23 protein-coding genes are annotated in these 22,897 nt (G+C 73.2%); 13 read left to right on the top strand and 10 right to left on the bottom strand.

Annotation, left to right across the window (positions count from 1 at the left end; genetic code table 11):
• Window positions 1–62: 62 nt before the first annotated feature.
• Both AB0J72_RS34695 and AB0J72_RS34690 read left to right on the top strand, forming a co-directional pair.
• On the top strand, window positions 63–815 hold the full coding sequence (locus AB0J72_RS34695; RefSeq protein WP_363406148.1) for an NAD(P)H-binding protein: 753 nt from the start codon (window positions 63–65) through the stop codon (window positions 813–815).
• 65 nt (window positions 816–880) lie between these two features.
• Complete coding sequence (locus tag AB0J72_RS34690) at window positions 881–2,074, top strand: cytochrome P450 (RefSeq protein ID WP_363406145.1); 1,194 nt, start codon at window positions 881–883, stop codon at window positions 2,072–2,074.
• Between the two features lie 168 nt (window positions 2,075–2,242).
• Here the strand turns inward: AB0J72_RS34690 and AB0J72_RS34685 are convergent, their stop codons facing one another.
• Together AB0J72_RS34685 and AB0J72_RS34680 are read right to left on the bottom strand one after the other, a co-directional pair.
• Window positions 2,243–3,592, bottom strand: a complete 1,350-nt coding sequence (locus tag AB0J72_RS34685) for a glycosyl hydrolase family 18 protein (protein ID WP_363406356.1) — start codon at window positions 3,590–3,592, stop codon at window positions 2,243–2,245.
• Between the two features lie 254 nt (window positions 3,593–3,846).
• Entirely contained in the window at window positions 3,847–4,686 is an 840-nt protein-coding gene (locus AB0J72_RS34680) for a helix-turn-helix transcriptional regulator (protein ID WP_363406142.1), read from the bottom strand.
• 114 nt (window positions 4,687–4,800) lie between these two features.
• On the opposite strand from AB0J72_RS34680, the gene AB0J72_RS34675 reads away from it, so the two are divergent.
• From AB0J72_RS34675 to AB0J72_RS34650, 6 genes are all read left to right on the top strand, one after another.
• Window positions 4,801–5,760, top strand: coding sequence for an aldo/keto reductase (locus AB0J72_RS34675; protein ID WP_363406139.1), 960 nt, complete (start codon window positions 4,801–4,803; stop codon window positions 5,758–5,760).
• A gap of 89 nt (window positions 5,761–5,849) precedes the next feature.
• Window positions 5,850–6,653, top strand: a complete 804-nt coding sequence (locus AB0J72_RS34670; protein WP_363406136.1) for a hypothetical protein — start codon at window positions 5,850–5,852, stop codon at window positions 6,651–6,653.
• Window positions 6,650–7,522, top strand: a complete 873-nt coding sequence (locus AB0J72_RS34665; protein ID WP_363406133.1) for a hypothetical protein — start codon at window positions 6,650–6,652, stop codon at window positions 7,520–7,522. Before AB0J72_RS34670 ends, AB0J72_RS34665 begins: the two co-directional genes overlap by 4 nt.
• A 52-nt stretch (window positions 7,523–7,574) precedes the next feature.
• Window positions 7,575–8,081 (top strand): sigma-70 family RNA polymerase sigma factor, encoded by a 507-nt coding sequence (locus tag AB0J72_RS34660; protein ID WP_363406130.1) that lies wholly within the window; start codon window positions 7,575–7,577, stop codon window positions 8,079–8,081.
• Window positions 8,082–8,092: 11 nt separating this feature from the next.
• A complete protein-coding gene (locus AB0J72_RS34655) occupies window positions 8,093–8,434 on the top strand; it encodes a hypothetical protein (protein ID WP_363406127.1) in 342 nt (113 codons plus the stop codon).
• Between the two features lie 31 nt (window positions 8,435–8,465).
• Window positions 8,466–10,508 carry a methyl-accepting chemotaxis protein gene (locus AB0J72_RS34650; protein WP_363406124.1) on the top strand — a complete coding sequence of 681 codons (2,043 nt, stop codon included), beginning with the start codon at window positions 8,466–8,468 and terminating at the stop codon, window positions 10,506–10,508.
• 574 nt (window positions 10,509–11,082) lie between these two features.
• Here AB0J72_RS34650 and AB0J72_RS34645 read toward each other — a convergent pair.
• The 3 genes from AB0J72_RS34645 to AB0J72_RS34635 all read right to left on the bottom strand — a co-directional run bounded on the left by AB0J72_RS34645 (window position 11,083) and on the right by AB0J72_RS34635 (window position 13,019).
• Window positions 11,083–11,289: a hypothetical protein gene (locus tag AB0J72_RS34645; RefSeq protein ID WP_363406121.1), complete on the bottom strand. Its 207-nt coding sequence runs from the start codon at window positions 11,287–11,289 to the stop codon at window positions 11,083–11,085.
• Between the two features lie 388 nt (window positions 11,290–11,677).
• Window positions 11,678–12,154 carry a GNAT family N-acetyltransferase gene (locus AB0J72_RS34640; RefSeq protein ID WP_363406118.1) on the bottom strand — a complete coding sequence of 159 codons (477 nt, stop codon included), beginning with the start codon at window positions 12,152–12,154 and terminating at the stop codon, window positions 11,678–11,680.
• A gap of 28 nt (window positions 12,155–12,182) precedes the next feature.
• Window positions 12,183–13,019: an alpha/beta fold hydrolase gene (locus tag AB0J72_RS34635; RefSeq protein ID WP_363406115.1), complete on the bottom strand. Its 837-nt coding sequence runs from the start codon at window positions 13,017–13,019 to the stop codon at window positions 12,183–12,185.
• 80 nt (window positions 13,020–13,099) lie between these two features.
• Here AB0J72_RS34635 and AB0J72_RS34630 point away from each other — a divergent pair, with 80 nt between their 5' ends.
• The 4 genes from AB0J72_RS34630 to AB0J72_RS34615 are packed head-to-tail and all read left to right on the top strand — an operon-like array spanning window position 13,100 to window position 17,313.
• Window positions 13,100–13,672 (top strand): PadR family transcriptional regulator, encoded by a 573-nt coding sequence (locus AB0J72_RS34630; protein ID WP_354903252.1) that lies wholly within the window; start codon window positions 13,100–13,102, stop codon window positions 13,670–13,672.
• Window positions 13,669–14,388 carry an ABC transporter ATP-binding protein gene (locus AB0J72_RS34625; RefSeq protein ID WP_363406111.1) on the top strand — a complete coding sequence of 240 codons (720 nt, stop codon included), beginning with the start codon at window positions 13,669–13,671 and terminating at the stop codon, window positions 14,386–14,388. Before AB0J72_RS34630 ends, AB0J72_RS34625 begins: the two co-directional genes overlap by 4 nt.
• 52 nt (window positions 14,389–14,440) lie before the next feature.
• The gene (locus AB0J72_RS34620; RefSeq protein WP_363406108.1) at window positions 14,441–17,113 is read left to right on the top strand and encodes an FtsX-like permease family protein; all 2,673 of its coding nucleotides are present in this window, start codon (window positions 14,441–14,443) and stop codon (window positions 17,111–17,113) included.
• Between the two features lie 59 nt (window positions 17,114–17,172).
• Window positions 17,173–17,313 (top strand): hypothetical protein, encoded by a 141-nt coding sequence (locus AB0J72_RS34615; protein WP_363406105.1) that lies wholly within the window; start codon window positions 17,173–17,175, stop codon window positions 17,311–17,313.
• Between the two features lie 43 nt (window positions 17,314–17,356).
• Here AB0J72_RS34615 and fusA read toward each other — a convergent pair whose 3' ends face one another.
• From fusA to AB0J72_RS34590, 5 genes are all read right to left on the bottom strand, one after another.
• A complete protein-coding gene (gene fusA / locus AB0J72_RS34610) occupies window positions 17,357–19,339 on the bottom strand; it encodes an elongation factor G (protein WP_363406102.1) in 1,983 nt (660 codons plus the stop codon).
• A 205-nt stretch (window positions 19,340–19,544) separates the two neighbouring features.
• Window positions 19,545–20,837 (bottom strand): MFS transporter, encoded by a 1,293-nt coding sequence (locus AB0J72_RS34605; protein ID WP_363406099.1) that lies wholly within the window; start codon window positions 20,835–20,837, stop codon window positions 19,545–19,547.
• An 83-nt stretch (window positions 20,838–20,920) separates the two neighbouring features.
• Complete coding sequence (locus AB0J72_RS34600) at window positions 20,921–21,340, bottom strand: hypothetical protein (RefSeq protein ID WP_363406096.1); 420 nt, start codon at window positions 21,338–21,340, stop codon at window positions 20,921–20,923.
• Entirely contained in the window at window positions 21,340–21,588 is a 249-nt protein-coding gene (locus AB0J72_RS34595) for a hypothetical protein (protein ID WP_363406093.1), read from the bottom strand. Before AB0J72_RS34595 ends, AB0J72_RS34600 begins: the two co-directional genes overlap by 1 nt.
• Before the next feature lie 51 nt (window positions 21,589–21,639).
• Complete coding sequence (locus tag AB0J72_RS34590) at window positions 21,640–22,143, bottom strand: YfbM family protein (protein WP_363406090.1); 504 nt, start codon at window positions 22,141–22,143, stop codon at window positions 21,640–21,642.
• 172 nt (window positions 22,144–22,315) lie between these two features.
• Between AB0J72_RS34590 and AB0J72_RS34585 the strand changes: the two genes are divergently transcribed.
• Window positions 22,316–22,882, top strand: coding sequence for a hypothetical protein (locus AB0J72_RS34585; RefSeq protein ID WP_363406087.1), 567 nt, complete (start codon window positions 22,316–22,318; stop codon window positions 22,880–22,882).
• Window positions 22,883–22,897: the final 15 nt, after the last annotated feature.

Raw genomic sequence — 22,897 nt, 5'->3', positions numbered from 1 at the left:
GTATGGTGGTGGCGTCATCCCGGACAAGATTTGTCCGAGTTGGATCTGTGGAGGAGACCCTCATGAAGTTCGTCATCATCGGCGGCACGGGGCTGATCGGCGGCAAGCTCACCCACCTGCTGCGCACCGCCGGCCACGAGGTCGTCCCGGCCTCCCCGGCCACCGGCGTCAACACCGTCACCGGCGAGGGCCTCCCGGAGGTCCTGGCCGGCGCCCAGGTCGTGGTCGACGTGTCGAACTCGCCGTCGTTCGAGGACGCGGCGGTGCTCGAGTTCTTCCGCACCTCGGCCCGCAACCTCCTCGCCGCCGCCCGCACCGCCGGCGTCTCCCACGTCGTCGCCCTGTCGGTCGTCGGCGCCGACCGCCTGCCCGACAGCGGATACCTGCGGGCCAAGGTCGCCCAGGAGGCCGCGATCACCGGGTCCGGCCTGCCGTTCACGATCCTGCGGGCCACCCAGTTCTTCGAGTTCACGCAGGCGATCGCCCAGTCCGCGGTCGTCGACGGCGCCATCCACCTCCCGCCGGCGCTCTACCAGCCGGTCGCCGCCGACGACGTCGCCGCCACCCTCGCCGACGTCGCGCAGGCCGCCCCGGTCGGCGGGATCGTCGAGCTCGGCGGCCCGGAGCCGGTGCGCATGGACGAGCATGTCCGCCGCTTCCTCGCCGCCCAGGAAGGCGCCGAGCCGGTCCAGGACGTGACGACCGACCCGCACGCCCGCTACTTCGGCGCCGAGCTCGACGACACCTCCCTGACCCCCGGCCCGGCCGCCCGCCTCGGCACCATCCACTTCGTCGACTGGCTCGGCAAGCCCTGACCGCACATTCATCACTCACGGTGACCGGGGCACCGAAACGCGTGATGATTGGCTACCGTGGATGGGTGACTACCGCGCCGAGCACGCCGCTGTTCACGCAGGACTTCTGGGACGACCCGCATCCGGTGTACGCCGCGATGCGGGAGCAGGCGCCGGTGCACCGGCTGCAGCTGCCGACCGGCATGGAGATGTGGCTGGTCACCAGGTACGCCGACGCGAGGTCGGCGCTCGGCGACCCGCGGCTGTCGAAGCGGGTCGGCGCGACCGCGAACGCCGCCGCCCTCGCCCGGGAGGTCAGCGCCCCGCTGACCAGGCACCTGCTGGCGAACGACCCGCCGGACCACACCCGGCTGCGGCGGCTCGTCGCGAAGGCGTTCACCGCACGGCGGGTCGAGCAGCTGCGCGGCCGGGTCGAGGAGCTCAGCGCCGCCCTGATCGCCGGCATGGCCGAGCGGGAGCACGGCGACGTCATCGACGACTACGCCGTGCAGCTGCCGATCCAGGTCATCTGCGAGCTGCTCGGCATCCCGCAGGAGGACCAGACGGAGTTCCGGCGCTGGACCGGCGTCCTGGTGGCCGGGTCCGTGGAGCGGGCCGGCGTGCCTGAAGCCGCCGCGAGCTTCCTCGCCTACCTGCGGACCCTGATCGCGACGAAGCGCGCCGAGCCGGCCGACGACCTGCTCAGCGCGCTCATCGCGACCACCGACGAGGGCGACCGCCTCGACGAGGACGAGCTCACGTCGATGGTGTTCCTGCTGCTGATCGCCGGGCACGAGACCACGGTCAACCTGATCGGCAACGGCATGTGGACCCTGCTGACCCGCCCGGAGGAGCACCGGCGCCTCCTCGCCGACCCGGCGCTGATCCCGCGGGCCGTCGAGGAGTTCCTGCGCCTGGAGTCACCGGTGGAGACGGCGACGTTCCGGGTGGCGATGGAGCCCGTCACGTACGGCGGCATCACCATCCCGGCGGGCGCCGTCGTCGCCATCTCACTGCTCAGCGCGGACCGCGACCCGGACCGCTTCCCCGACCCTGCCGCCGTCGACCTGGACCGCCCCGACAACCAGCACCTGGCCTTCGGCCACGGCATCCACTACTGCCTCGGCGCTCCCCTGGCCCGGCTGGAGGCGCAGATCGCCTTCCGCGACCTCCTCGCCGCGTTCCCGGCGATGCGCCTGGCCGTCCCCGCCTCGGAGCTCATCTGGCGCCCGGGCGTCCTCATCCACGGCACCACAACCCTGCCGGTCCACCTCGGCTGAACACCACGGCGCCCGGCCACCTCGGCCTGACCACCACGGTGCCCAGCCACCTCGGCCTGAACACCAACGCGCCCGGCATCTCGGCTGAACACCAACGCGCCCGGCCAGCTTGGCTGAACACCGAAGTGGCCGGGCACGAAGGCCCGGCCACCGGTTGCGCGAGAATTGCTAGGGCAGGACCCAGCGCTGGTTCGCGCCGGCGAAGCAGTCCCAGATCTGCAGGCGGGTGCCGTCGGTCGACACGTTGCCGGTCACGTCGAGGCACCTGCCGGACGTGGGGTTGCGCAGCGTGCCGTCCGCCTGCGACTGCCAGACCTGGGCGCCCGTGCCGTTGCAGTCCCACAGCTGGATCTTCGTGCCGTTGGCGGTGCCGGCGCTGGTGACGTCCATGCACTTGCCGAGGGCCCGCAGCGTGCCGTCAGTCGCGACGGTCCAGTTCTGCGCGTTGGTGCCGTTGCAGGTGTACAGCTGCACCGCGGTGCCGTTGGCGGAGGAGGCGGCGGCGACGTCGACACACTTGCCGGCGATCCCGGTGATGCGGCCGGTGCGGCCGCCCGGGTTCGTCGTCGGGCCGCCGGTCGGCTGGGTGCCGCCGGTGGCCGTGGTGTAGATCGCGCTGACCAGCGAGGTGCTGGTGTTGGTGTCCTGGGACAGCTCCCAGTTCATGATGCCGCCGGCGTTGGCCATCGCCCACGTGGTCTTGCGCTTGATCGTCGGGATGCCGTTGTAGCACTCCTGGACGCCGTTGATCGTGGTGCAGTCCCGGTTGGCGTTCGCCGGGTCGCGGGCCACGAGGTCGCTGTACGTGTAGTAGCCGGGCCGCGAGTAGAACGGCACGCCGAGGACCGCCTTCGAGGCCGGCAGGCCGCGGCCCTTCCAGAAGTTCACGGCCGCGATCGACCAGTCGTAGTTCGCGTGCGGGCTGCCGCCGTCGTAGGCCATGATGTTGAGCCAGTCGACGTAGCCGAACACGGCCGGCTGCACGCCGTTGGCGGTGCCGCCCTCGGACACGACGGCGGCGGTGAGGAGCTTGCCGCGGCTGTGCATGGCGGTGCTCAGCTGCGACATGAGCGCGGTGTAGTTGTTGCCGGAGGTGCCCGGGTCGGGGTACTCCCAGTCGATGTCGACGCCGTCGAGGTTGTACTGGTTGACCAGGTTCACGATGTTGTTGACGAACGCGGTCCGGGCGGTCGCGTTGCCGGCCATGCCCTCGAAACCGGAGTCGTTGCCGTCGTTCCAGCCGCCGACGGCGATGGAGACCTTGACGCCCGCGGCGTGGCCGAGCGACACGATCGACTGCAGCTTCGACGGGTTGTCGAGGCCCTGGAGGCTGCCGTTGCTGTTGGGCAGCACGAAGGCGTAGTTGATGTGGGTCAGCTTGCTGTACTGGATGCTGTTGGCGCTGCCGGCCCACGACGGCATGTAGCCGACGCTCTTGAACCCGTTGGGCAGCGTGGCGGCATCGGCGGCACCCTGGTTGACCAGGGCGAAGACGCCACCCGCAGCAGCGGTGGCGATGGCGAGCGCACCGGCGGCGAAGGCCGATCGGCGGGCCCGGTGGCGTCCGGGGCGGGCGGCGCCGGACTCCAGTTCGGACGAGGAGGACAACGGGTGCTCCTTCGGATGGTCGGCCGGCGGCGAACGGGCAGGGTGGGATACCCGCAACCACTGAAGGAGGTGCCACCGGCGCGATGACAGGTGGCTGAAACGATAGGAAAGTTAACTGTCGGATGTCAATCAAAGTCGCGAAGAAAGTCGGTACCAGCGGGTATTCATCCGCCGAAATGTGTCAACCCGACCACCGACAGCAACGCCAGCTTCTCCGCGGCGTCGGTGCCGGGCTGCGGCGTCAGCACGAGCAGCTTCTGCCCCAGGTCCGGCGTCACCAGCGTCTCGCAGTCCATGTGGATGACCCCGACCTGCCGGTTGACGATCCGCTTGCGGTCGGAGCGGCGGACCGCGACCTCGTGCTCGCCCCACAGCGCCGCGAACTGCGGGCTCGCCGCGAGCAGCCGGTGCACCAGCCCGTCGACGTCCGAGTCGCCGTGCCGCCGGGCGGCGGTCGCCCGCAGGTCCGCCACCGTGACCCGGCTGTGGTGCTCGGCGTCCTCCCGCGGGTACACCTGCCGCCACTCCGGATCGGTGAACCACCGCCACGCGTGGAAGCGCCGGTCGCCGCGGAAGCTGGTCTGGTCGCCGAACAGCAGCGTCGCCATCCGGTTCTGCGCCAGGGTCTCCCCCAGGTCGCTCACCACCGTCGCGGGCGTGTCCCCGAGCAGGTCGAGCATCCGCAGCAGGCCGGCCCGCGCGTGCGTGGCCCCGCCCGGCGAGCGCGGCGGCTGCTGGCCGGCCAAGTGGTACAGGTGGTCCCGCTCGTCCTCGGTCAGCCGCAGCGCCCTGGCCAGGGCCGACAGCATCTGCGCCGACGGCTGCGCGCTGCGGCCCTGCTCCAGGCGCACCACGTAGTCGGTGGACATGCCGGCGAGCAGGGCGACCTCCTCGCGGCGCAGCCCGGCGGTGCGCCTTCTCGGCCCCTCCGCGAGCCCGACGTCCGCCGGGCGGATCGCTTCGCGCCGGCGGCGCAGGAAGTCGGCGAGGTCGTCACGCTGCATGCCTTCATCCTCGCCGCTCGCGGGGCCGCGCAGCCAGGGACCGCCGCTCCTACGAAAAGCGCTCCGCTGTGTGTCGCCCTCCATCAGGGGCAGTGTCGAGGCATGGAGCAAAACATGAACGGCCCCGTGATCGGACTGGGCGCGATGGGCATGTCGGGCATGTACGGCCCGGCGGACCGCGCCGAGAGCATCGCCACCATCCACGCCGCGATCGACGCCGGCGTGACCCTGATCGACACCGGCGACTTCTACGGGATGGGCCACAACGAGCTGCTCATCCGCGACGCGCTGCGCCCCGGCGACCGCGACAAGGTCCGGCTCAGCGTCAAGTTCGGCGCGCTGCGCGGCCCCGACAACGCGTGGGGCGGCATGGACACCCGCCCGGCCGCGATCCGCAACTTCCTCGCGTACACCCTGGTCCGCCTCGGTGTCGACCACGTCGACGTCTACCGCCCCGCCCGCCTCGACCCCGCGGTGCCCGTCGAGGAGACCATCGGCGCCATCGCGGACCTGATCAAGGAGGGGTACGTCCGGGAGATCGGCCTCTCGGAGGTCGGCGCCGACGTCATCCGCCGCGCGCACGCCGTGCACCCGATCGCGGACCTGCAGATCGAGTACTCGCTGCTGTCCCGCGGCGTGGAGGACGAGGTGCTGCCGGTGCTGCGCGAGCTGGGCATCGGCATGACGGCCTACGGGGTGCTGTCCCGGGGCCTGCTGTCCGGCCACTGGCGCGCCGACCGCCCGCTCGCGGCGGGGGACTTCCGGGCGCACGGCCCGCGCTTCGCACCCGAGAACGTGGGCCACAACCTGGCCCTGGTCGAGGCGCTGCGGTCCGTCGCGGCCGCGAAGGGCGTCACGGTCGCGCAGCTGGCGATCGGCTGGGTCGCCGCGCAGGGCGCCGACATCGTGCCGCTGGTCGGCGCGCGGACCCGCGAGCGGCTCGCCGAGGCCCTGGTCCCGGTCGCGCTCACCGCCGCGGATCTCGCGGCGATCGAGGCGGCCGTGCCGGCGGACTCGGCCCACGGCTCGCGCTACCCGGCGCCGATGATGGCCCACCTGGGCACCGACCGATAGCTGACCGACGATGCGTGACTGACCGTTCGCCCTGTGTACATCTGTCGATCCCATCCTTACCGTCGAGGTAAGCCTGACGGTGGGAGGCGATGATGGTGGGTGGGGCCCGGGGCGCGGCGGTCATGGCGGTGACGGTCGCGCTGGTGGGGGTGCTCGGGGCGTGCGGCGGCGCCCCACCGGGTCCCGGCCCCGCCACCACCCCGGCATCCCCCGCGCCCACCGCCCAGGCGACGACGGACCGCCCTGCTTCGACGAAGACGCCGGCCTCGACCCCGACTTCGACTTCGACGAAGACTCCGTCGGTGAAGCGGACCACCGAGGCGGCCCGGCCGTCGCTCACCGAGAGCCAGCTGAAGAAGGCGCTGATCGCCGCCGACGACATCGGGCCGGGCTGGAAGACCATGAGCGGCGGGGGCGACAGCGGGGTCTGGCCGTGCGACGAGGAGCCGGACACCACCGCCGACGCGACCGCGGTCCGGAAGTTCTACCACCCCGGCAGCCCGGAGACGCAGGCGTCGGTGTCGCTCGCCGCGTACGAGGACTCCGACGCGGCCGCCGACTTCCTCGATGAGCTCCGCGACAACATCGCCGACTGCGAGGACGAGCCGGTCGACCTCGGCGGCGGGATCGAGCTGTCCTTCAAGGAGATCGAGCTGCTGCGGTCCAACGGCAACACCACCGACTCGGAGGTGCTGTCGGTCGCGATCCGGCAGGAGCAGGACGGCCGCTTCGCCGCCGACGGCGTCATCATCTTCATCCGCATCGAGGACGTGGTGGGCTCGGCGCAGGTGATCGCCCAGGCGCGGCGCAGCACGGCGATGGACCAGGTCGCGATCCAGATCGCCCGGCTGCAGCTGGAGCGGGCGGCCGACAAGCTGGGGCGGTCGGCATGACCACCACGCCGCCCGTGCTGACCGATCCGCCGCCGGGTCCGGAGCCGACGCCCGATCCCGAGCCTTCGCCGGATCCGGAGCCGACACCCGATCCCGGCCCGGAGCCGGCGCCGGCGCCGCAGGACGAGGCGCGATCGGTGTGGCCGCGCACCGAGAAGATCCTCACGATCGGCTCGGCCGTCGTCGCCGTGCTGGCCGTGTTCGTCTCCCTGTGGGCGGCGAACGCCGGCAACAACCGCGTCGACCAGGGCCGGGAGGACGACCTGCGGGCCAGGCTGCGCGACGACATCACGAAGCTCGGCGAGCTGGACAGCACCCTGCGCGGCGACGCCGGCGACCGGCAGGCGGCGTCGCTGCAGCTCGGCGTCCACGCGATCGAGGCCTGGGAGCTCATCAAGGAGCTCGGCCCGCAGCACGTCTCGCCGGTCGACCTGGCGCTCACGGCGCAGGCCCTGGCCGCGTCCGGGATCATCGCCGACGCGCGGACGGCGATCGACCTGGCGCTGGGCCGGCCCGCGCCCGAGGACGTGCGGGTCATCCTGCTGACCAGCGCGGTGTCCGTACACCACCAGACAGGCGACCTCAGGCAGCTGCGCGAGGAGTCGCAGGAGCTGGTCACCATCTACACGGCACGGCTCGCGCGGCAGCGGACCGAGGGCAACGCCTACGCCAACCTCGGCGAGGTCTACATCGCGCGCGTCCGCTACGTGTGGGGCTCGTCGGAGGCGTCGTACCGCAACTGCGACCTCGCCCGGGCGCAGATCGCCGAGGCCGACCGCCTCGCCGGGGGCGTCGACCCGCCGGTGGCCGGCATCGAGGACTTCCGCCGCTCGGCGGGGCAGCTGCTGAAGGCGAACTGCCCGGCGTAGCGGTTGGACGGATTCCGGCGTCCGGTGCTCTCCCTGGAGGAGGGAGGATCGGATGATCGATACGACGCACGAACTCGGGGTGGCACCCCCGGACTTCGCCGAGTTCTACCGGCGGGACGCGCCGGGGGTGCAGCGGTTCATGTGCGCGTTCGCCGGTCGGGAGCTCGGTGTCGAGGCGACCGCGGAGAGCTTCGCCAGGATGCTGGAGCGCTGGCCGCAGCTGCGGCGGCTCGCCGACGCGCAACGACGCGCGTACGCGCTGACGACCGCGAAGAACTACGTGCGGCGGGTGGCGGTGGCCGACGCCCGGTTCGAGCTGCTCGACGACCAGCACGACGTCGGACGGGCCGACAGCGACCTGGACCGGGTCGCGGACAGCACGGGGCTGGTGCAGGCGGTGCGGCGCGTGATCGACGCGCAGCCGACCCGCCGCCGGCAGGTGGCGCTGCTGTTCTTCCTGCACGACGACACCACGGCGGACATCGCGCGGCTGCTCGACATGAGCGAGTCGACGGTCCGCAGCCACGTGTCGGCGTTGCGCAAGCTCCTTCAACCGTAGCGTCGTCGTGGGTGATGGAGCTGGCCGGCACCACGTTCAAGGTCACGGAGGCGCGGGGCAGCTGCCCGGCCCTGTCCCTGGACCGGATCTGGCTGCTGGACGCGCGGAGCGGCAACGGGCGGGTCGCCCCCGGCGACGCCGTCCTCTGGACGATCGTGCCGGTGGACGGCGGCAAGGGACCGGTGCAGCCGCCCTTCACGTTCCGCCCGGGCGCGTGGCCCGGCCCGGTGGCGGGCCACACCTACGAGGTGATCTACGTGTCCCAGGATCTGGCGCCCCAGCTGAAGCCCGGCGACGACGCCGCCGCCGCCTACGAGACCGCGCTCAGCATCTCCAGGACCGTGATCGCATAAGGTCCGGACGCCCGGTGCCGAACTGGTCATCGTGGGTCCCAACGTACGCCGGTCGACCCGCCTGCTGCTTCCTGCGGCGGGCGGGCTCGCCGGTCTCGCGGTCGCGTTCCTGGTGATGCAGCTGATCACTACCGGAGCGTTCGAACGGCTCGAGGCTCGCCAGGTCGCCCAGGACGCCGACCGGATCCGGATCGGGCTGAACTCGCAGGCGGCGCTGCTCACCGCGTTCGGCGCCACGAACGCCGTGTGGGACAACGCCTACCACGACGTCGGCAACAGCGACAAGGCCGGCTTCGCCGCCGACTTCCCGCCCGAGGCGCAGAGCTCGGCCAACGACATCGACGGCATGTTCGGCATCGGCGTCGACGGCACGCTGCGGGTCGGCGGCATGACCACCGACCAGCCGACGCACGGGATCCCGCCGCCGCAGCTGCGCGACCCGGCGGTGCTCAAGCGGCTGTTCGACCCGTCCTCCGCGCCCGGCGTGTCGCGGTGCGGCGTGGTGTCGGCGGACGCGCCGTACCTCTTCTGCGGCGTCGGCACGTTCCTGAGCAGCGGCGAGGGCGCCCCGTCCGGCGGCATGATCATGCTCAAGCGCCTCGACGACGCCCGGGTGGCGCGCCTCGCCGAGGCCCTCGACCTGCCGCTGCGGCTCGCCCCGCGGGCCCGCTCCGGCGCCGACCCGCAGCCGGCGCTGCACAGCGAGCTCGGCGACCTGCGCATCACCACCAAGGTCCTCGGCGCCGACCACATCGCGGTCGACGCCGTCATCGACTCCGTGAACGGCGACAGCATCGTGCTGGAGGTCGTCGCGTCCCGGCCGATCCACGCCGCGGCGAGCGCGACCGCGGTCAAGCTGTTCGCGTTCGTCGCGGTCGCGACCGTGCTGCTCGTGATCGGGATGCTGTGGGGGGTACGGGCGGCGCTGCGCCGACGGGTCGGGCCGCTGCGGCGCACGACGGAGCAGATCATCGCCTCCGGCGACCACCAGCTGCGGATCAACCCCACCGGCACCGACGACATCGCCGTCCTCGGCAGGGCCGTCGACGCCATGCTCGACTCGTTGCAGGAGCAGGAGCGCAGCCTGGCGGAGGAGCGCGCGACGAAGGAGGCGCAGCTGCTGACGACGAACGTGCGGCAGCAGCTGGCCGAGCAGACCGTCCGCCGCCGCGCCGGCGAGGTCATCGACGAGACCAGCGCGTCGGCGCTCGCCGAGCTGCGCACCGTGATGAGCGACGCCGCCGACGTGCTCACCGCCGCCGACGCGATCGAGCAGCAGGCGACCACCGCGGACCGGGTCACCCGCACCGTCGTGAACCGCGCCGCGGACGCCGACGCCGTGATCCAAGCCGTCACCACCAGCCTCGGCCGGGTCGACGGGATCGCGAACCTGATCGCGGGCGTCGCCGGCCAGACGAACCTCCTCGCCCTCAACGCCACCATCGAGGCCGCCCGCGCCGGCGAGGCGGGCCGCGGCTTCAGCGTCGTGGCGGGCGAGGTGAAGAACCTGGCGACGAAGACGAAGGAGTCGACGGGCGACATCACCAGCACCGTCGAGGCCCTCGGCGCCGACGCGGCCGCCATGGCCGGCGTGATCACCGACATGAGCCAGGGCGTCAACGCCGTCGGCGGCGCCACCGCCGAGCTCACCGCGGTCGCCGCCCGCCAGCGCGCGTCGGTCGAGCAGCTCGTCGGCGCGGTGCGCGCCGCGATCTCCCGCATCGAGAGCCTGGCGCAGGTCACCGACCGCCTGGAGCGCCGCCGCCACAACCGCGCCGCCGTCGAGGGCACCGTCCTGCTCGGCCACGGCACCATGCAGGCCGAGGCGGACCTGCTGGACCTCAGCGTCTCCGGGCTGCGCTGCGCGGCGAAGTCCGGCTGGCGGCCGCCGCTGGAGTCCGTGGTCGACCTGACCCTGACGCTCGGCACCGAACGGCTCCGCCTGCAGGGCCGCGCCGTGCGGCACCTGGACACCGACACCGCGGGCGAGGTCGGCATCGAGTTCGTGAAGCCGCCACCGCAGACCGTCGCCACGATCGCCCGCTACATCACCACGCTGCTCGGCGAGGAGTGACCCCGGCGGCGGGCACTCCGCTTGAACCGACCGTACATGATGCCTGCAAATCGCCCTCACACACAGCGATCCGGCGTGCCACCCATCGTAGTACCACGCAGGTCAGCGACACGAATCCGAGCGGCCGGCCCAGCCTGCGTGCGGGCACACCGGACGGGAGCGGTTCGGTCAGCCGTTCCTGGCCGTGACGACCGTTCCTGGCCGTGACGACGGCGCCGTCGTTGTGGCCCATGACGACCTCCGGGGGCGATCGTGGCGTCGGTCCGGGGCTCGACCCGGCCGGGCACGCTCCGCGAGGTGTCACGCCAACGCGCCGAGATCGCCGACCAGGTGGACAGGATGCTTGACGCGCACCCACCTGCCCGGGTCCTGACCTCGATGCGGTCGATCTCGGGCCGCGGTCCACGCGGTAGCCGGACTCGCTGCTGGCGTTGTCGGTCCAGGCGCCCCTGATGCCGCGTCCTCGACGGTCGAGCGCGACGTCGGCGCGACCACCCGGGTCTGGACCTTGATCGGGTCGGCGCTGTCGAGGTCGGCGCTGTCGAGGTCGGCGCTGTCGAGGTCGGTCGGGCCCTCACCGTGACGCTCGTGCCGGTGAGGTGACCTCGTCGGCGGCGCCGAACGCGGTCGAGGCCGACGCCGTGGTGACGTACCCGGCGGGCATGTCGCCACCTGAGGCCTTGTTCTTCGCCGTCGCGTAGACCCGCGTGCCGGGCCGCGCGGTGACGACGCCGGCGAACTGGCCGCCGCCGACCGCCGTCGAGACCGAGGCGACCTGCACACCGTCGACGGCGATGACCCGCTGGACGTCCCACCGTCGACGTCGACGGCCCAGCCAGTGACCTTGCGACCGGCCGACCGATTCCAGCAACCCTTGGGGTTGCGCTCGGCAGTGCCCTCGAAGCAGGCCGGCCCGGCCGTGGCGGCCGGGATCTCGGCCTGACGCTCACACCGCCGCCCGCAGACAGCGGGCAACTGACCGGCAGCACTCCGCACCGCTCCCCCGCTGCCCGCAACGGCCCCACTCGACCAGCGGGGCGCGCGCGGTGCCATGGTGCGCGTCGTGGCCTCTGGGGTGAGGCGCGTCCGGGCACGGTCTTCGCGGTGAGTCGGGAGGTGGCGTTACGGGTGTGGCGGGAGGCTTGCGGCGTACATCGGCGGCAAACGATTCACGGGGAAGGCTGGTCGTCCGGGAGGGCGGCGAGGATGGCGGCGCGGGTGGGGCGGCGGTCGATCTCCATGAAGCGGCCGGGGCCGGCGACGGGTTCGAAGCCTGAGCGGCGGTAGACCTCGTGGGCGTCCCGGGTGGCGAGCAGGAAGCGTTGCAGGCCGGCGGCGGACAGGTCCTCGATGATGCTGTCGACGAGCCACTGGCCGAGGCCGCGGCCGCGGTGGGCGGTGTCGACGAACACGTCGCAGATCCACGCGAAGGTGGCGCCGTCCGTGACGGTCCTGGCGAAGGCGACCTGGGTGTCGTCGTGCCAGACGCTGTACGGCAGCGAGCCGGCGATCGAGCGGGCGATGACGTCGCGCTCGCGGCCGAGGGCCCAGTAGGACTCCTCCGACAGCCACCGGTGCACGCGGCCGACGTCGACGCGGGTGGCGTCGCTGGTCAGGACGTAGCCCTGGCGGGCGCGGTCGGTCACGGACTGACCTCCGATCGCAGCCAGTCGGTCACGGGGTGGCCTCCGATCGCAGCCAGTGCAGCGCGGTGTGGGCGTGGCGCATGACGGTGATGTGGCCCTCTGAGGCGACGACGCGCACGGTAGCGCCCGGCAGGGCGGCGGCGAGGCGGGTCGCGTGGACGCTGGGCACCATCCGGTCGGCGGCGCCGTGCATGAGCAGGACCGGGGCGGTGACGGCGGCGAGCGGGAAGCCCCACGGCCGCACGTACGCCAGGTCGTCGTCGACGAGCGGCGCCGGGCCGCGCGCCACGCCGGCCGCCACGACCTGCTGGAACCAGGACCAGTCGGTGTCCAGCGCGGTCCAGTCGGCGGGGTTGAAGCCGATGTCGGCGCCGCCGCCGGGGCGGGCCGCGTGCGCCTCCTTGGCGGCGCGGCCGTCGAGGGCGGCCCGCAGCGACGCGACTCCCCCGTCGGCCATGCCGTCGAAGTAGTCCGAGTCCGCCGTGTACGGGCTGAGCGCCGCGATGCTCACGACGGCCGTGACCCGGTCGGGCAGCAGTGCGGCGCAGGCGAGGGCGTGCGGCCCGCCGCCGGAGTGCCCCATGACCGCGAACCGCGGGAACCCGAGCGCGTCGGCGACCGCGGCGGCGTCACCGGCGGCGGAGGCGACGCTGCGGTCGGGCCGCGGGGTGGATCCGCCGTAGCCGGGCCGGTCGTAGGCGATCCAGCGGATGCCGAGCGGCTCGGACACGTCGAACAGCGGCGACGGCGGCTGCCCGGTGTTGGGTGTGCCGTGGTGCCACAGGACCACGAGGTCGCCCTGCCCGGTGTCGTACGCGTGGAGCGTGCGCCCGTCGTCGAGCCGGATGTCGATCTCTTCCCCCATGGGCACCGACCCTAGCGTCCGCCCGGGCCCGCGGCGAACGGGTTGCGGGATGGCATACCGGGTATGCATACTCCGTATCCATGTCCATCAAGTACGGTCTGCTGGCGCTGCTGCAGCGCGGCACGATGTACGGCTACCAGCTGCGGACCTCGTTCGAGGAGTCCACCGGCGGGACGTGGCCGCTGAACATCGGACAGGTGTACACGACCCTGTCGCGGCTGGAACGCGACGAGCTCGTCCGGTCGCTGCCGGAGCACGACGGGGGGCAGCGGCCGTACGAGATCACCGACGCCGGGCGGGCCGAGCTCGCCGCGTGGTTCGCCACCCCGATCGGCCGCGGCGACCGGCCCCGCGACGAGCTGGCGATCAAGCTGGCGCTCGCGCTGACCACGCCGGGCGTCGACGTGCCCGGCATCATCCAGAAGCAGCGGACCGCCACGGTGCGGATGCTGCAGGAGTACACCCGGATGAAGCAGCGCGCGAGCGGCCCGGCCGACCTGTCGTGGCGGCTCGTCCTCGAGTCGATGATCTTCCAGGCGGAGGCCGAGGTCCGGTGGCTGGACCACTGCGAGGCCAGCCTCGCCCGGCACGCACCCCTTCCCACGCCGGCCCCGCAGGCGGCGCCCGTTCCGGAGAAGGAGAAGACGACTTGAGCGTGTTGGAGCTTCGGGACGTGCACCGCACCCACGGGCACGGGGAGGCGACGGTCCACGCGGTCCGCGGCGTGTCCCTGACGGTCCGGCCGGGTGAGCTGATCGCGGTGATGGGGCCGTCCGGGTCGGGCAAGTCGACGCTGCTCAACCTCGCCGGCGGGCTCGACTCGCCGACCCGGGGCGAGGTCGCCGTCGAGGGGACCGTCCTGGGCGGGCTCGGCCGCAAGGCCCTGGCCGCGCTGCGCCGGCGCCGGATCGGCTACGTGTTCCAGGACCTCAACCTGCTGCCGAGCCTCACCGCGGCGGAGAACATCTCGCTGCCGCTGGAGCTGGACGGCGTCGGGGTCCGGCGGGCCCGCCGGGCCGCGCTGACGTCGCTGGCCGAGGTGGAGCTCGAGGGGTACGCCCAGCGCTTCCCCGACGAGATGTCCGGCGGGCAGCAGCAGCGGGTCGCGATCGCCCGGGCGCTCGTCGGCGAGCGGCGGCTCATCCTCGCCGACGAGCCGACCGGCGCCCTCGACTCGACCACCGGCGAGGCGGTGCTGCGGCTGCTGCGCGCGAAGGTCGACGCCGGCGCCGCCGGGGTGCTCGTCACCCACGAGGCCCGGCACGCGGCCTGGGCCGACCGGGTGGTGTTCCTGCGCGACGGGGTCGTCGTCGACACCTCCGGTCCCCTCGCCGAGCCGGAGCAGCTGCTGGACGGGGCGGCATCGTGAGCGGCCAGCGGAGCGGCTCGGGCCGCTGCCGGAGCGCAGCGGAGGTGACAGCGTGAGCGGTTGGCTGGTGTCGTTGAGGATCGCGCGGCGGGAGGCGCGCCGGGCGAAGGGGCGCACCGCGCTCGTGCTGTCGCTGATCCTGCTGCCGGTCCTGGGGCTGTCGTTCGCCGCCGTCACCTACGACATGTTCACCCTCACCCCGGCCGAGCAGCTGGACCGGGACCTGGGCCGGTTCGACGCGACGGTGCACTGGCCGTACGCGGGCTCGATCACGCAGGACGTCCAGGGCTACGGCATGATGGGCGCGGGCGACGGTGGTCCGTCGAACCCGACCGCTGAGGGGCTGCTGGCGCTGCTGCCCGCCGGGTCCCGCCTCGTCCAGATCGATGAGCGCGAGGTGCACCTGACCGGCTCGACCGGTGAGCAGAAGCTGCGGGGGCACCAGCTCGACCTCGCCGACGCCTCGTACGGCGGCAAGGTGTCGGTCCTGCGCGGCGCGCCGCCCGCCACGAGCGCCGAGATCGCCCTGAACGCGGCCGCCATGGAGCTGCTCGGCGTGCGGCTCGGCGGGACCGTGCGGCTGCGGGACCGGGGCGACGTCAGGGTCGCCGCCGAGATCGAGTTCCCCGACAACCTCTCTCCGCTCGCCGTGCTGCGCCCCGGCACCCTGCCCGTGGAGCCGCCGGCCGGCAGCACCATGTGGCTCCTCGACGCGCCCGCCCCGGTCACCTGGGAGCAGATCAAAGCACTGAACCAGCACGGGATCGTGGTGCGGTCCAGGGCCGTCGTGCTCGACCCGCCGCCGGGCGCGCCGTCGTGGAACACCAGCGACGGCGAGGTGTTCCGGCTCGGCATCCTCGTCTTCGGCCTCGGCGTCCTGGAGGTCGTGCTGCTCGCGGGGCCGGCGTTCGCGGTCGGCGCCCGGCGCCGGCGGCGCGAGCTGGCCCTCGTCGCCGCGAACGGCGGCACCCCGGCGCAGCTGCGCCGCATCGTCCTCGCCGACGGGGTGCTCCTCGGCGTGGTCGCCGGGGTGGCCGGCGCGGCCGTCGCGATCGTCGCGGCGTTCGCGCTGCGGGGCGTGTTCGAGGAGCACGTCTCCCACGCCCGGGCCGGCGGCTACCGGGTCTACCCGCAGGCGCTGCTCGGCATCGCCGCGCTCGCGTTCGTCGCCGGTGTCGGCGCGGCGCTCGTCCCGGCGTTCGCGGCCGCCCGCACCGACGTGGTCGCCGCGCTCGCCGGCCGGCGCAACCCGACCGGGCCCCGCCGCCGCTGGCTGATCGTCGGGGCGTGCACCATCGGCGCCGGGGCGGCCGTCGCCGCGTACGGTGTCGCCGCGATCAACTCGACCGTCGTCATGGCCGGGCTCGTCCTCGCCGAGCTGGGCCTGGTCGTGTGCACGCCGTCGCTGGTCGGGCTGCTCGCCCGGCTGGGCCGGCGGCTGCCGCTGGCGCCCCGCATCGCGGTGCGGGACCTGGCCCGCAACCGGTCCTCGACCGCGCCGGCGATCTCCGCGGTCATGGCCGCCGTGCTCGGCGCCGTCACCATCGGCGTGATCTTCGCCAGCGACGTGCAGCGGCAGCTCGACATGCAGATCAAGGCGCTGCCCGACGGGTACGCGGACATCACCCGCGGGTGGGGCAACCACGGCGAACGGGCCGAGCCGCTGCCGACGCCGCGGCTGGTCGAGGCGGCGACGTCGACGCTGCCGGTCACGCGGACCGTCGAGCTGCGGGGGGCCGGGTGCGCCCCGCCGGCCACGGCCGACGCCTCGTGCTGGATCACCCCGGTCCTGCCGGTGCACCGGCGCTGCCCGTACCGGCAGGGTGAGACGACCAAGGAGCAGGAGCGCAAGGCGGCCCGCGACCCGCGCTGCCGCGGGGACTCGTACATGATGAGCGGCGGCGGCAACGCGACCACGATCGTCGACGACGGCTCGACGGTGGGCGTGGTCTCCGCCGCGACCGGTGACGACCTCGCCCGGGCCGAGGCGACCCTGCGCGCCGGCGGCGTCGTCGTCGCCGACCCCGACCTGGTCGAGGACGGCAAGGTCATCCTGGCCGTGCCCAGCAAGGACGACCCCGACGGGGACCGGCACGCCATCACCGTCCCCGGCTACGTCAGCACGACCGCCGTCTGCCGGATCTTCGTCGCGATCTCGCCGGAGGCCGTCGCCAAGGCCGGGCTGACCGTGGAGGTCAAGGGCATCGTCGTGGCCACCAGCCGGATGCCGACCAGGGCCGAGATGGGCGCGTTCAACGCCGCCGCCGAGGCCCTCGGCAACAACTACCACGGGTCGGTGGCCTCGCCGTACAAGCCGGACTCCACGGTCACCCTGGTCGTCCTCGCGCTCGTCGCGGGCGTCATCGCGCTCGGCGCGGCGGGCATCGCCACCGGCCTGGCGGCCGTTGACAGCCGCCCGGACCTCGCCACGCTCGGCGCCATCGGGGCGTCGCCCGGGGTCCGCCGCCGGTTGACGCTGAGCCAGGCCGGGGTGATTGCCGGGGTGGGCTCACTGTTGGGGGCCGTGGCCGGGTTCGGCGCCGGGTGGGCGGTGCTCGCCGCGCTCAACCGCAAGGCGCTGACCGAGTGGCCGAGCGAAGCGCTGTTTCCGCTGGTGGTGCCCTGGTTGAACGTGGTGGTGGCGGTGCTGGTCGTGCCGCTGGTCGCGATGGCGGGCACCGGCCTGCTCACCAGGGCCCGGCTGCCGATCGAACGGAGGGTCTGATCTCCTGGACGTCACCGGGCCACGCTAGGATGTCCCGCAAGTCCGAATAGGGAGATCCCGTGACTTCCGACGAAGAGCCCGAAACGTCCGAGTTCCAGGACGGCGGCGCCAGCACCAACGGTTCCGGCGCGCTGATCCTCTTCGGGGTGATCGGTGTGCTGGTGATCGTCGGCTTTCTGTACTCGGTAATGAGCCGCTGACGTCGTGGGGCGCCCGCCATACGGTGGGCGCCCCACTTGGCGTTCAGCCGGTGCCGTCGGGCGCCTGCTGGTAGCCGGCCGGCCGGGTGGTGAACGTGCCCCGGCCCTGGGTGCGGCTGCGGAGCCGGGTCGCGTAGCCGAACAGTTCGGCCAGCGGCACCGTCGCCGTCACGACGACGGTGCCGGCCCGGGTGGTCGAGTCGGTGACCCGGCCGCGGCGGGCCGCGAGATCGCCGAGGACCGCGCCCACGGTGTCGTCGGGGGCGGTCACGGTGACCTCGGCGACCGGTTCGAGCACCGCGAGGGTGCTCTGCCCCAGCGCCTGCCGCAGGGCGAGCCGGCCGGCGGTGCGGAAGGCCAGCTCGGAGGAGTCCTTCGGGTGGGTCTGGCCGTCCACGAGCGTCACGTGCACGCCCGTCACCGGGTGACCGCCGAGCGGGCCTTCGAGCAGCGCGTCGCGGCAGCCGGCCTCGACCGCCTTCACGTACTCCTTCGGGACCCGCCCGCCGACGACCGCCGACGTGAACGCGAACGGCTCGTCCGACGGGGCCACGTCGATGAGCACGTGCGCGTACTGGCCGGCGCCGCCGTCCTGCTTGACGTGGCGGAACAGCACGCCGCCGACGCCCGACACGACGGTCTCGCGGTAGGAGACCTGGGGACGGCCGACGTTGACCGTCACGCCGCCGGTCTGGCGCAGCTTCTCCACGGCCACCTCCAGGTGCAGCTCGCCGAGGCCGGACAGCACCGTCTGGCCGGTCTCCGGGTCGCTGCGCACCGACAGGGACGGGTCCTCGTCGACGAGCCGGGCCAGCGCCACCGACAGCCGGTCCGTGTCGCCGGCGACGCGGGCCTCCACCGCCACGGAGACGACGGGCTCCGCGGTCGAGGCGGCCTCCAGTACCAGCGGCGCGTCCGGCGAGCAGAGGGTGGCGCCCACGCCGGCGTGTTTGACGCCGACGAGCGCGACGATGTCGCCCGCGGCCGCGCCGTCCAGGTCGGTGTGCCGGTCCGCCTGGACGTGCAGGATCCGGCCGACGCGTTCGGTGCGGCCGGTGCCGGTGTCGAGCACGGTGGCTCCCTTCGTGATCTGGCCGGAGTACACGCGGACGTACGTGAGGCGCCCGGTCGGTGCGGCGTGCACCTTGAACACCAGGCCGGCGAACGGGGCGTCCGGGGTCGCCGGGCGCTCCGGGTGGACGGGCGGGACGTCCAGCGGTGACGGCAGGTAGGCCACGACCGCGTCGAGCAACGGTTCGACGCCCCAGTTCTTGTACGCGGACCCGCACAGCACGACGACACCGGCCCTGGTGGTCGTCAGGTCGCGGAGCGCGTCGCGGAGCGTGGCGTCCTTGAGGGCGCCGTCCGCCACGAACTCCTCCATCGCCGTGTCGTGCAGGTCGGCGACGGCCTCCTCCAGCGCCCGCCGGTGCCGGTCGGCACCGGCCGGGACGCCGGTCTCGGCCATCACGCCGTCCACCCACCGGAAGGCGCGGCGCGTGACGAGGTCGACGACGCCGTCGCCCGTCGCGAGCGGCAGCTGCACGACCAGCGGCGTCACCCCGAGCCGCGTCCGGATGGACCCGACGGCGGCGTCGAGGTCGGCGCCGGCCCGGTCGAGCTTGTTCACGAACGCGATCCGCGGGACGCGGTGCAGGTCGGCCTGCCGCCACACCGACTCGGTCTGCGGCTCGACCCCGGCGACCCCGTCGAACACGACGACGGCGCCGTCGAGGACGCGCAGGGCGCGCTCCACCTCGGCGGAGAAGTCGACGTGGCCGGGCGTGTCGATGAGGTTGATCCGGTGGCCGTCCCAGGTGCAGCTGACCGCCGCGGCGAAGATCGTGATGCCGCGCTTGCGCTCCTGGGCGTCGAAGTCGGTGACGGTGGTGCCGTCGTGGACCTCGCCCTGCTTGTACGTGGCGCCGGCGCGGAACAGGATCCGTTCGGTGGTGGTCGTCTTGCCGGCGTCGACGTGGGCGAGGATGCCGATGTTGCGGGTCTGGTCCAGGCTTCTGGTGTGCACGGCTCTGCGGCCTTTCAGGGGAATCTGAACAGGGCAGCGCGATTACCCCGCCTCGGTTCGGGCAGGGTCCGGCCGGTGCAGCCGCGCGGGCTTACACCAGCGGGCGGGAAGACACCAGGATCACCTCGTGCCGGGACTGGGGGACGACGACGCGGTAACGCATGGCGGTCTCCTCCCCCTTCCTCGGCACGGTCCGGCGATCATCTCAGACGGTCGTGGCGACCGGAACCGATTTTCTGCCCCGCAACGCGTACACGCCGGCGAGCGCCGTGCCGACGCAGAGCGCGGCGGCGCTGAGCCCGAGCGACCAGTGCACGCCGATGGCGGCGCCGAGCAGCCCGACGGTGAAGCCGCTGCCGGCCCGCAGCCCCTGCGCGGACACGCCGTAGACGCCGATGACCCTGCCCCGGTCGGCGGGCGGCGCGAGCAGCTGCACGACGGTCTGCCCGATCGACATCGACGCGAGGTTGGCCACGCCGCCGAGCAGCAGCAGCGCCACCGCCAGGGGGTAGCTGGTGGTGACCGCGAAGCACAGGCTGGTGACGCCGTAGACGGCGGTGCTGATCACCGCGGCGAGGACCGTGGGCCTGATCCGGCCGGTCGCCTCGAGGAGGATCCCGCCGATGACCCCGCCGGCGCCGTTGGCGAAGAGCAGCACCCCGTACGCGAGGCTGGCCCCGTCGATCCCCTCCCCGCTCGCCGCGCTCCCGGCTCCGAGGTCGTGGGCGAAGATGGGCATCGCGGACTGCATCGACGCGCCGACGAAGAACGACCCCAGCCCGCCCAGAATGATCATGCTGACCAGCGTGTGGTTGCCGCCGACGGCCTTCAGCACCCGCACCGACTCCGTGAGCCCGACCCGCGCCCGCGGCACCCCGTGGTCGCGGGTGTGCCCGGTGAACTTCGTGCGGAACAGGAACAGCGTCAGCGGCAGGAAGAACAGCACGTTGACGAAGATCCCAGCGGTCGCCCCGAGCCCGAGCAGCAGCGCCGACCCGACGACCGGCCCGAACAGCACCCCGAGGCTGCGGAACGTGGCGTTGAGCCGGACCGCGCTGGGCAGGTCCTCGTCGCCGACGAAGTCGTGCAGCATCAGCTGCTCCCCCGGCCCCCACAGCGACCCGGCCAGCCCGTGCAGCACCAGCAGCACGCACGCGTGCCACACCTGCAGCGTCCCGGTCACGAACAGCACGCCCCACGCCACCGACACCGAGGCGAAGAGCAGCTGCGCGACCTGGATGACCCGCCGGCAGTCGAACCGGTCCGCGAGCGACCCGAAGTACACCGAGAACAGCAGGAACGGCACCCAGTGACTGATCACCTGGAACCCCGACAACGCGGGCGAATGGAACTTCTCCCACAGCACCCAGTACGTGATCACGTGCTCGATGTTGTCGGCCATCATGGCCAGCGCGGCCCCGAACAGGTACGGCCGGCAGTCCTTGTTCCGCAACGCCGCGAACCTCCGCGGCTTCTGGACCTGCCCGGCTGCGCTCATGTCCCCCAGCCTGTACCCGCCGCCCCCGCCGGGTCCGCCCCGCTCACCCCGAAGTGATCACCGCCACGCGCCGCCCACGACGGTCAGCCGACCCGGAGCCCACCCGTGAACGCCAGCCACCGCAGCGCCTCGAACGGCACCGGATCGTCGTCGTGCTCGAGGTCCACCACGACGCGATGCCCACCCGCGTCCACCCGGACGTCCCCGACGCTCCAGAACTCGTTCTCCGGCGAGAACCAGTGCACCCAGCTCGACGCCGTCCAACCGGACGCCCGCTCGAAGGCGAGCCTGTCGGGTGCGGCCCGCCACCGGACGAGCCACGCCTCGGCCTCCTCCACCGTCCGCTCCGGGGCGAACGCGTCGGCCAGCCAGCCCGGCGCCGCCCGCAACAACACCCGCTCCACCTCGCCGCCGTGATCCCTGAGCGCCACCAGCAGCTCCGCGACCTCCCTGACCCGCTCCGCCTGGTCAGGCCCACCGATCAGCTCGACCCTCGTTCGCATCAGCGCCCCGCCGCCCAGCGGCTCATGTGCTGATCGACGACCGTTCGCACCTGGCGGCGGAGGTCCGTGTCGGTCGTGTCGCCCAGCCCTTCCGCCTCGATGACCGCATCGGTGAAGCTGTCCACGTCGCCCGGGGGTGACTCCTGGAGCCGGCGGCTCTCGTCGGGTGGCAGGCAGAAGCCCAGCTTGATGCACAGTTCGTTGAGGAGTCGTTGCACGTCGGAGTCCAGGTCGTCGCGGTAGCCCACGCGGCAAGCATGGCGACGCACGTCGTGGGCTGGCAAGCAACGCCCGGCGCGTCACACGATGGCCAGGAGGACCGCCTGGCCGGCCGCGGCGGCGTCCGAGTAGAACGCCCGCAGCGCCGACAGCCGCGGGCCGACGAACCCGGCGAACTCCTCCGGGGCGATCTTCCAGTGGTTCGGGTAGATGTCGGCGGCGGCCATCGCGGCCGGGTCGTAGCGGGCCACCACGGCCTCGGCGTCGAGGTCGTCGAGGGCCGCGGACACCCTGCGGACCGTCGTCGCGTCGAGCAGCCGGGCGGGCCCGTACCCGCCGTCGCCGCCGATCTCGGTGCCGCCGAGGATCGCCTCGCCGGCGCCCTCCGTGACCTGCCAGGCGGTGCCGGTGAGCGCGAAGTGCAGGACGTGCCACGACTTGTGGAGATCGAGGTCGGGCTCGGGCATCTCCGCGTCGTCGTCGTCGAGGTCGCCGTAGAGCAGCTCGTCGACGGCCGCCGGATCGTTCAGCACGGCCCGCAGCTCCTGCACCGAGAGGTGCCGCCCGATCAGTTCCATCCCCATGCCGGCGATTCTGGCACTTCGATCGACGCCGCCGCCGGCAACGCCCGGCGCCCCGGCGGCTTGCCGTCGACCGCCGCTCCGGCCCTCGTGCACCGCGTTGACGGGCAGCGAACGTGACCGCATAGTGATCGCGGCCCGGATCTGGGCGGGGGCGCGACGCGGGGAGTTACGGGTGATCGACAGGGAGCTGCTCGCCGAGCGGGTCGCGGCGGCGCGCGAGCGCCGGAAGGCCCGGCCGGCGTGGCAGAAGGTCCTCATCACGGTCGCGGCGGTCGTGCTCGGGTTCGCGTGCAGCTACAACCTGAGCGTGGACGACAACGCGGCCCGCCCGGCGAAGCCGGCCGCCGAGGTGCGCGACGCCTGCGGCCATGTCGACGGGCGGGCGCTCGCCACGCTGTTCGAGACGCCGTTGCCGGCGGTCACGGAACGGCCACGCGTGGAGGTGGGCGGGGTCGTGACCTACAGCTGCCTGGTGGAGTCCGACCCGGGGCTGCGGCTGCGGCTCGACCTGAGCGTCCAGCACGGCAGGGCGCGGACCGACGACCCGCTCTTCCTCATGTCCCTGGCCAACCAGAGCATGTACTCCGTGGACGGCACCGACGGCGTGCTGACCGCCGCCAAGCGGCAGAACGGCTCGCTGTTCGGCATCACGTTGACCGGCTCGTCGGGCGCGCCGCCGGTGCCGCTGACCGAGGAGCGGCTGCGCGCCGTGGCCGCCGCCGTCGGCGACACGCTGTAGCGCGCAGCACGCCGC

The organism is Dactylosporangium sp. NPDC049742, assembly GCF_040674675.1.
Taxonomy (GTDB): Bacteria; Actinomycetota; Actinomycetes; order Mycobacteriales; family Micromonosporaceae; genus Dactylosporangium; species Dactylosporangium maewongense.
Note: the sequence above shows the minus strand (reverse complement) of the source record. Positions and strands in the feature narration are given on the sequence as shown.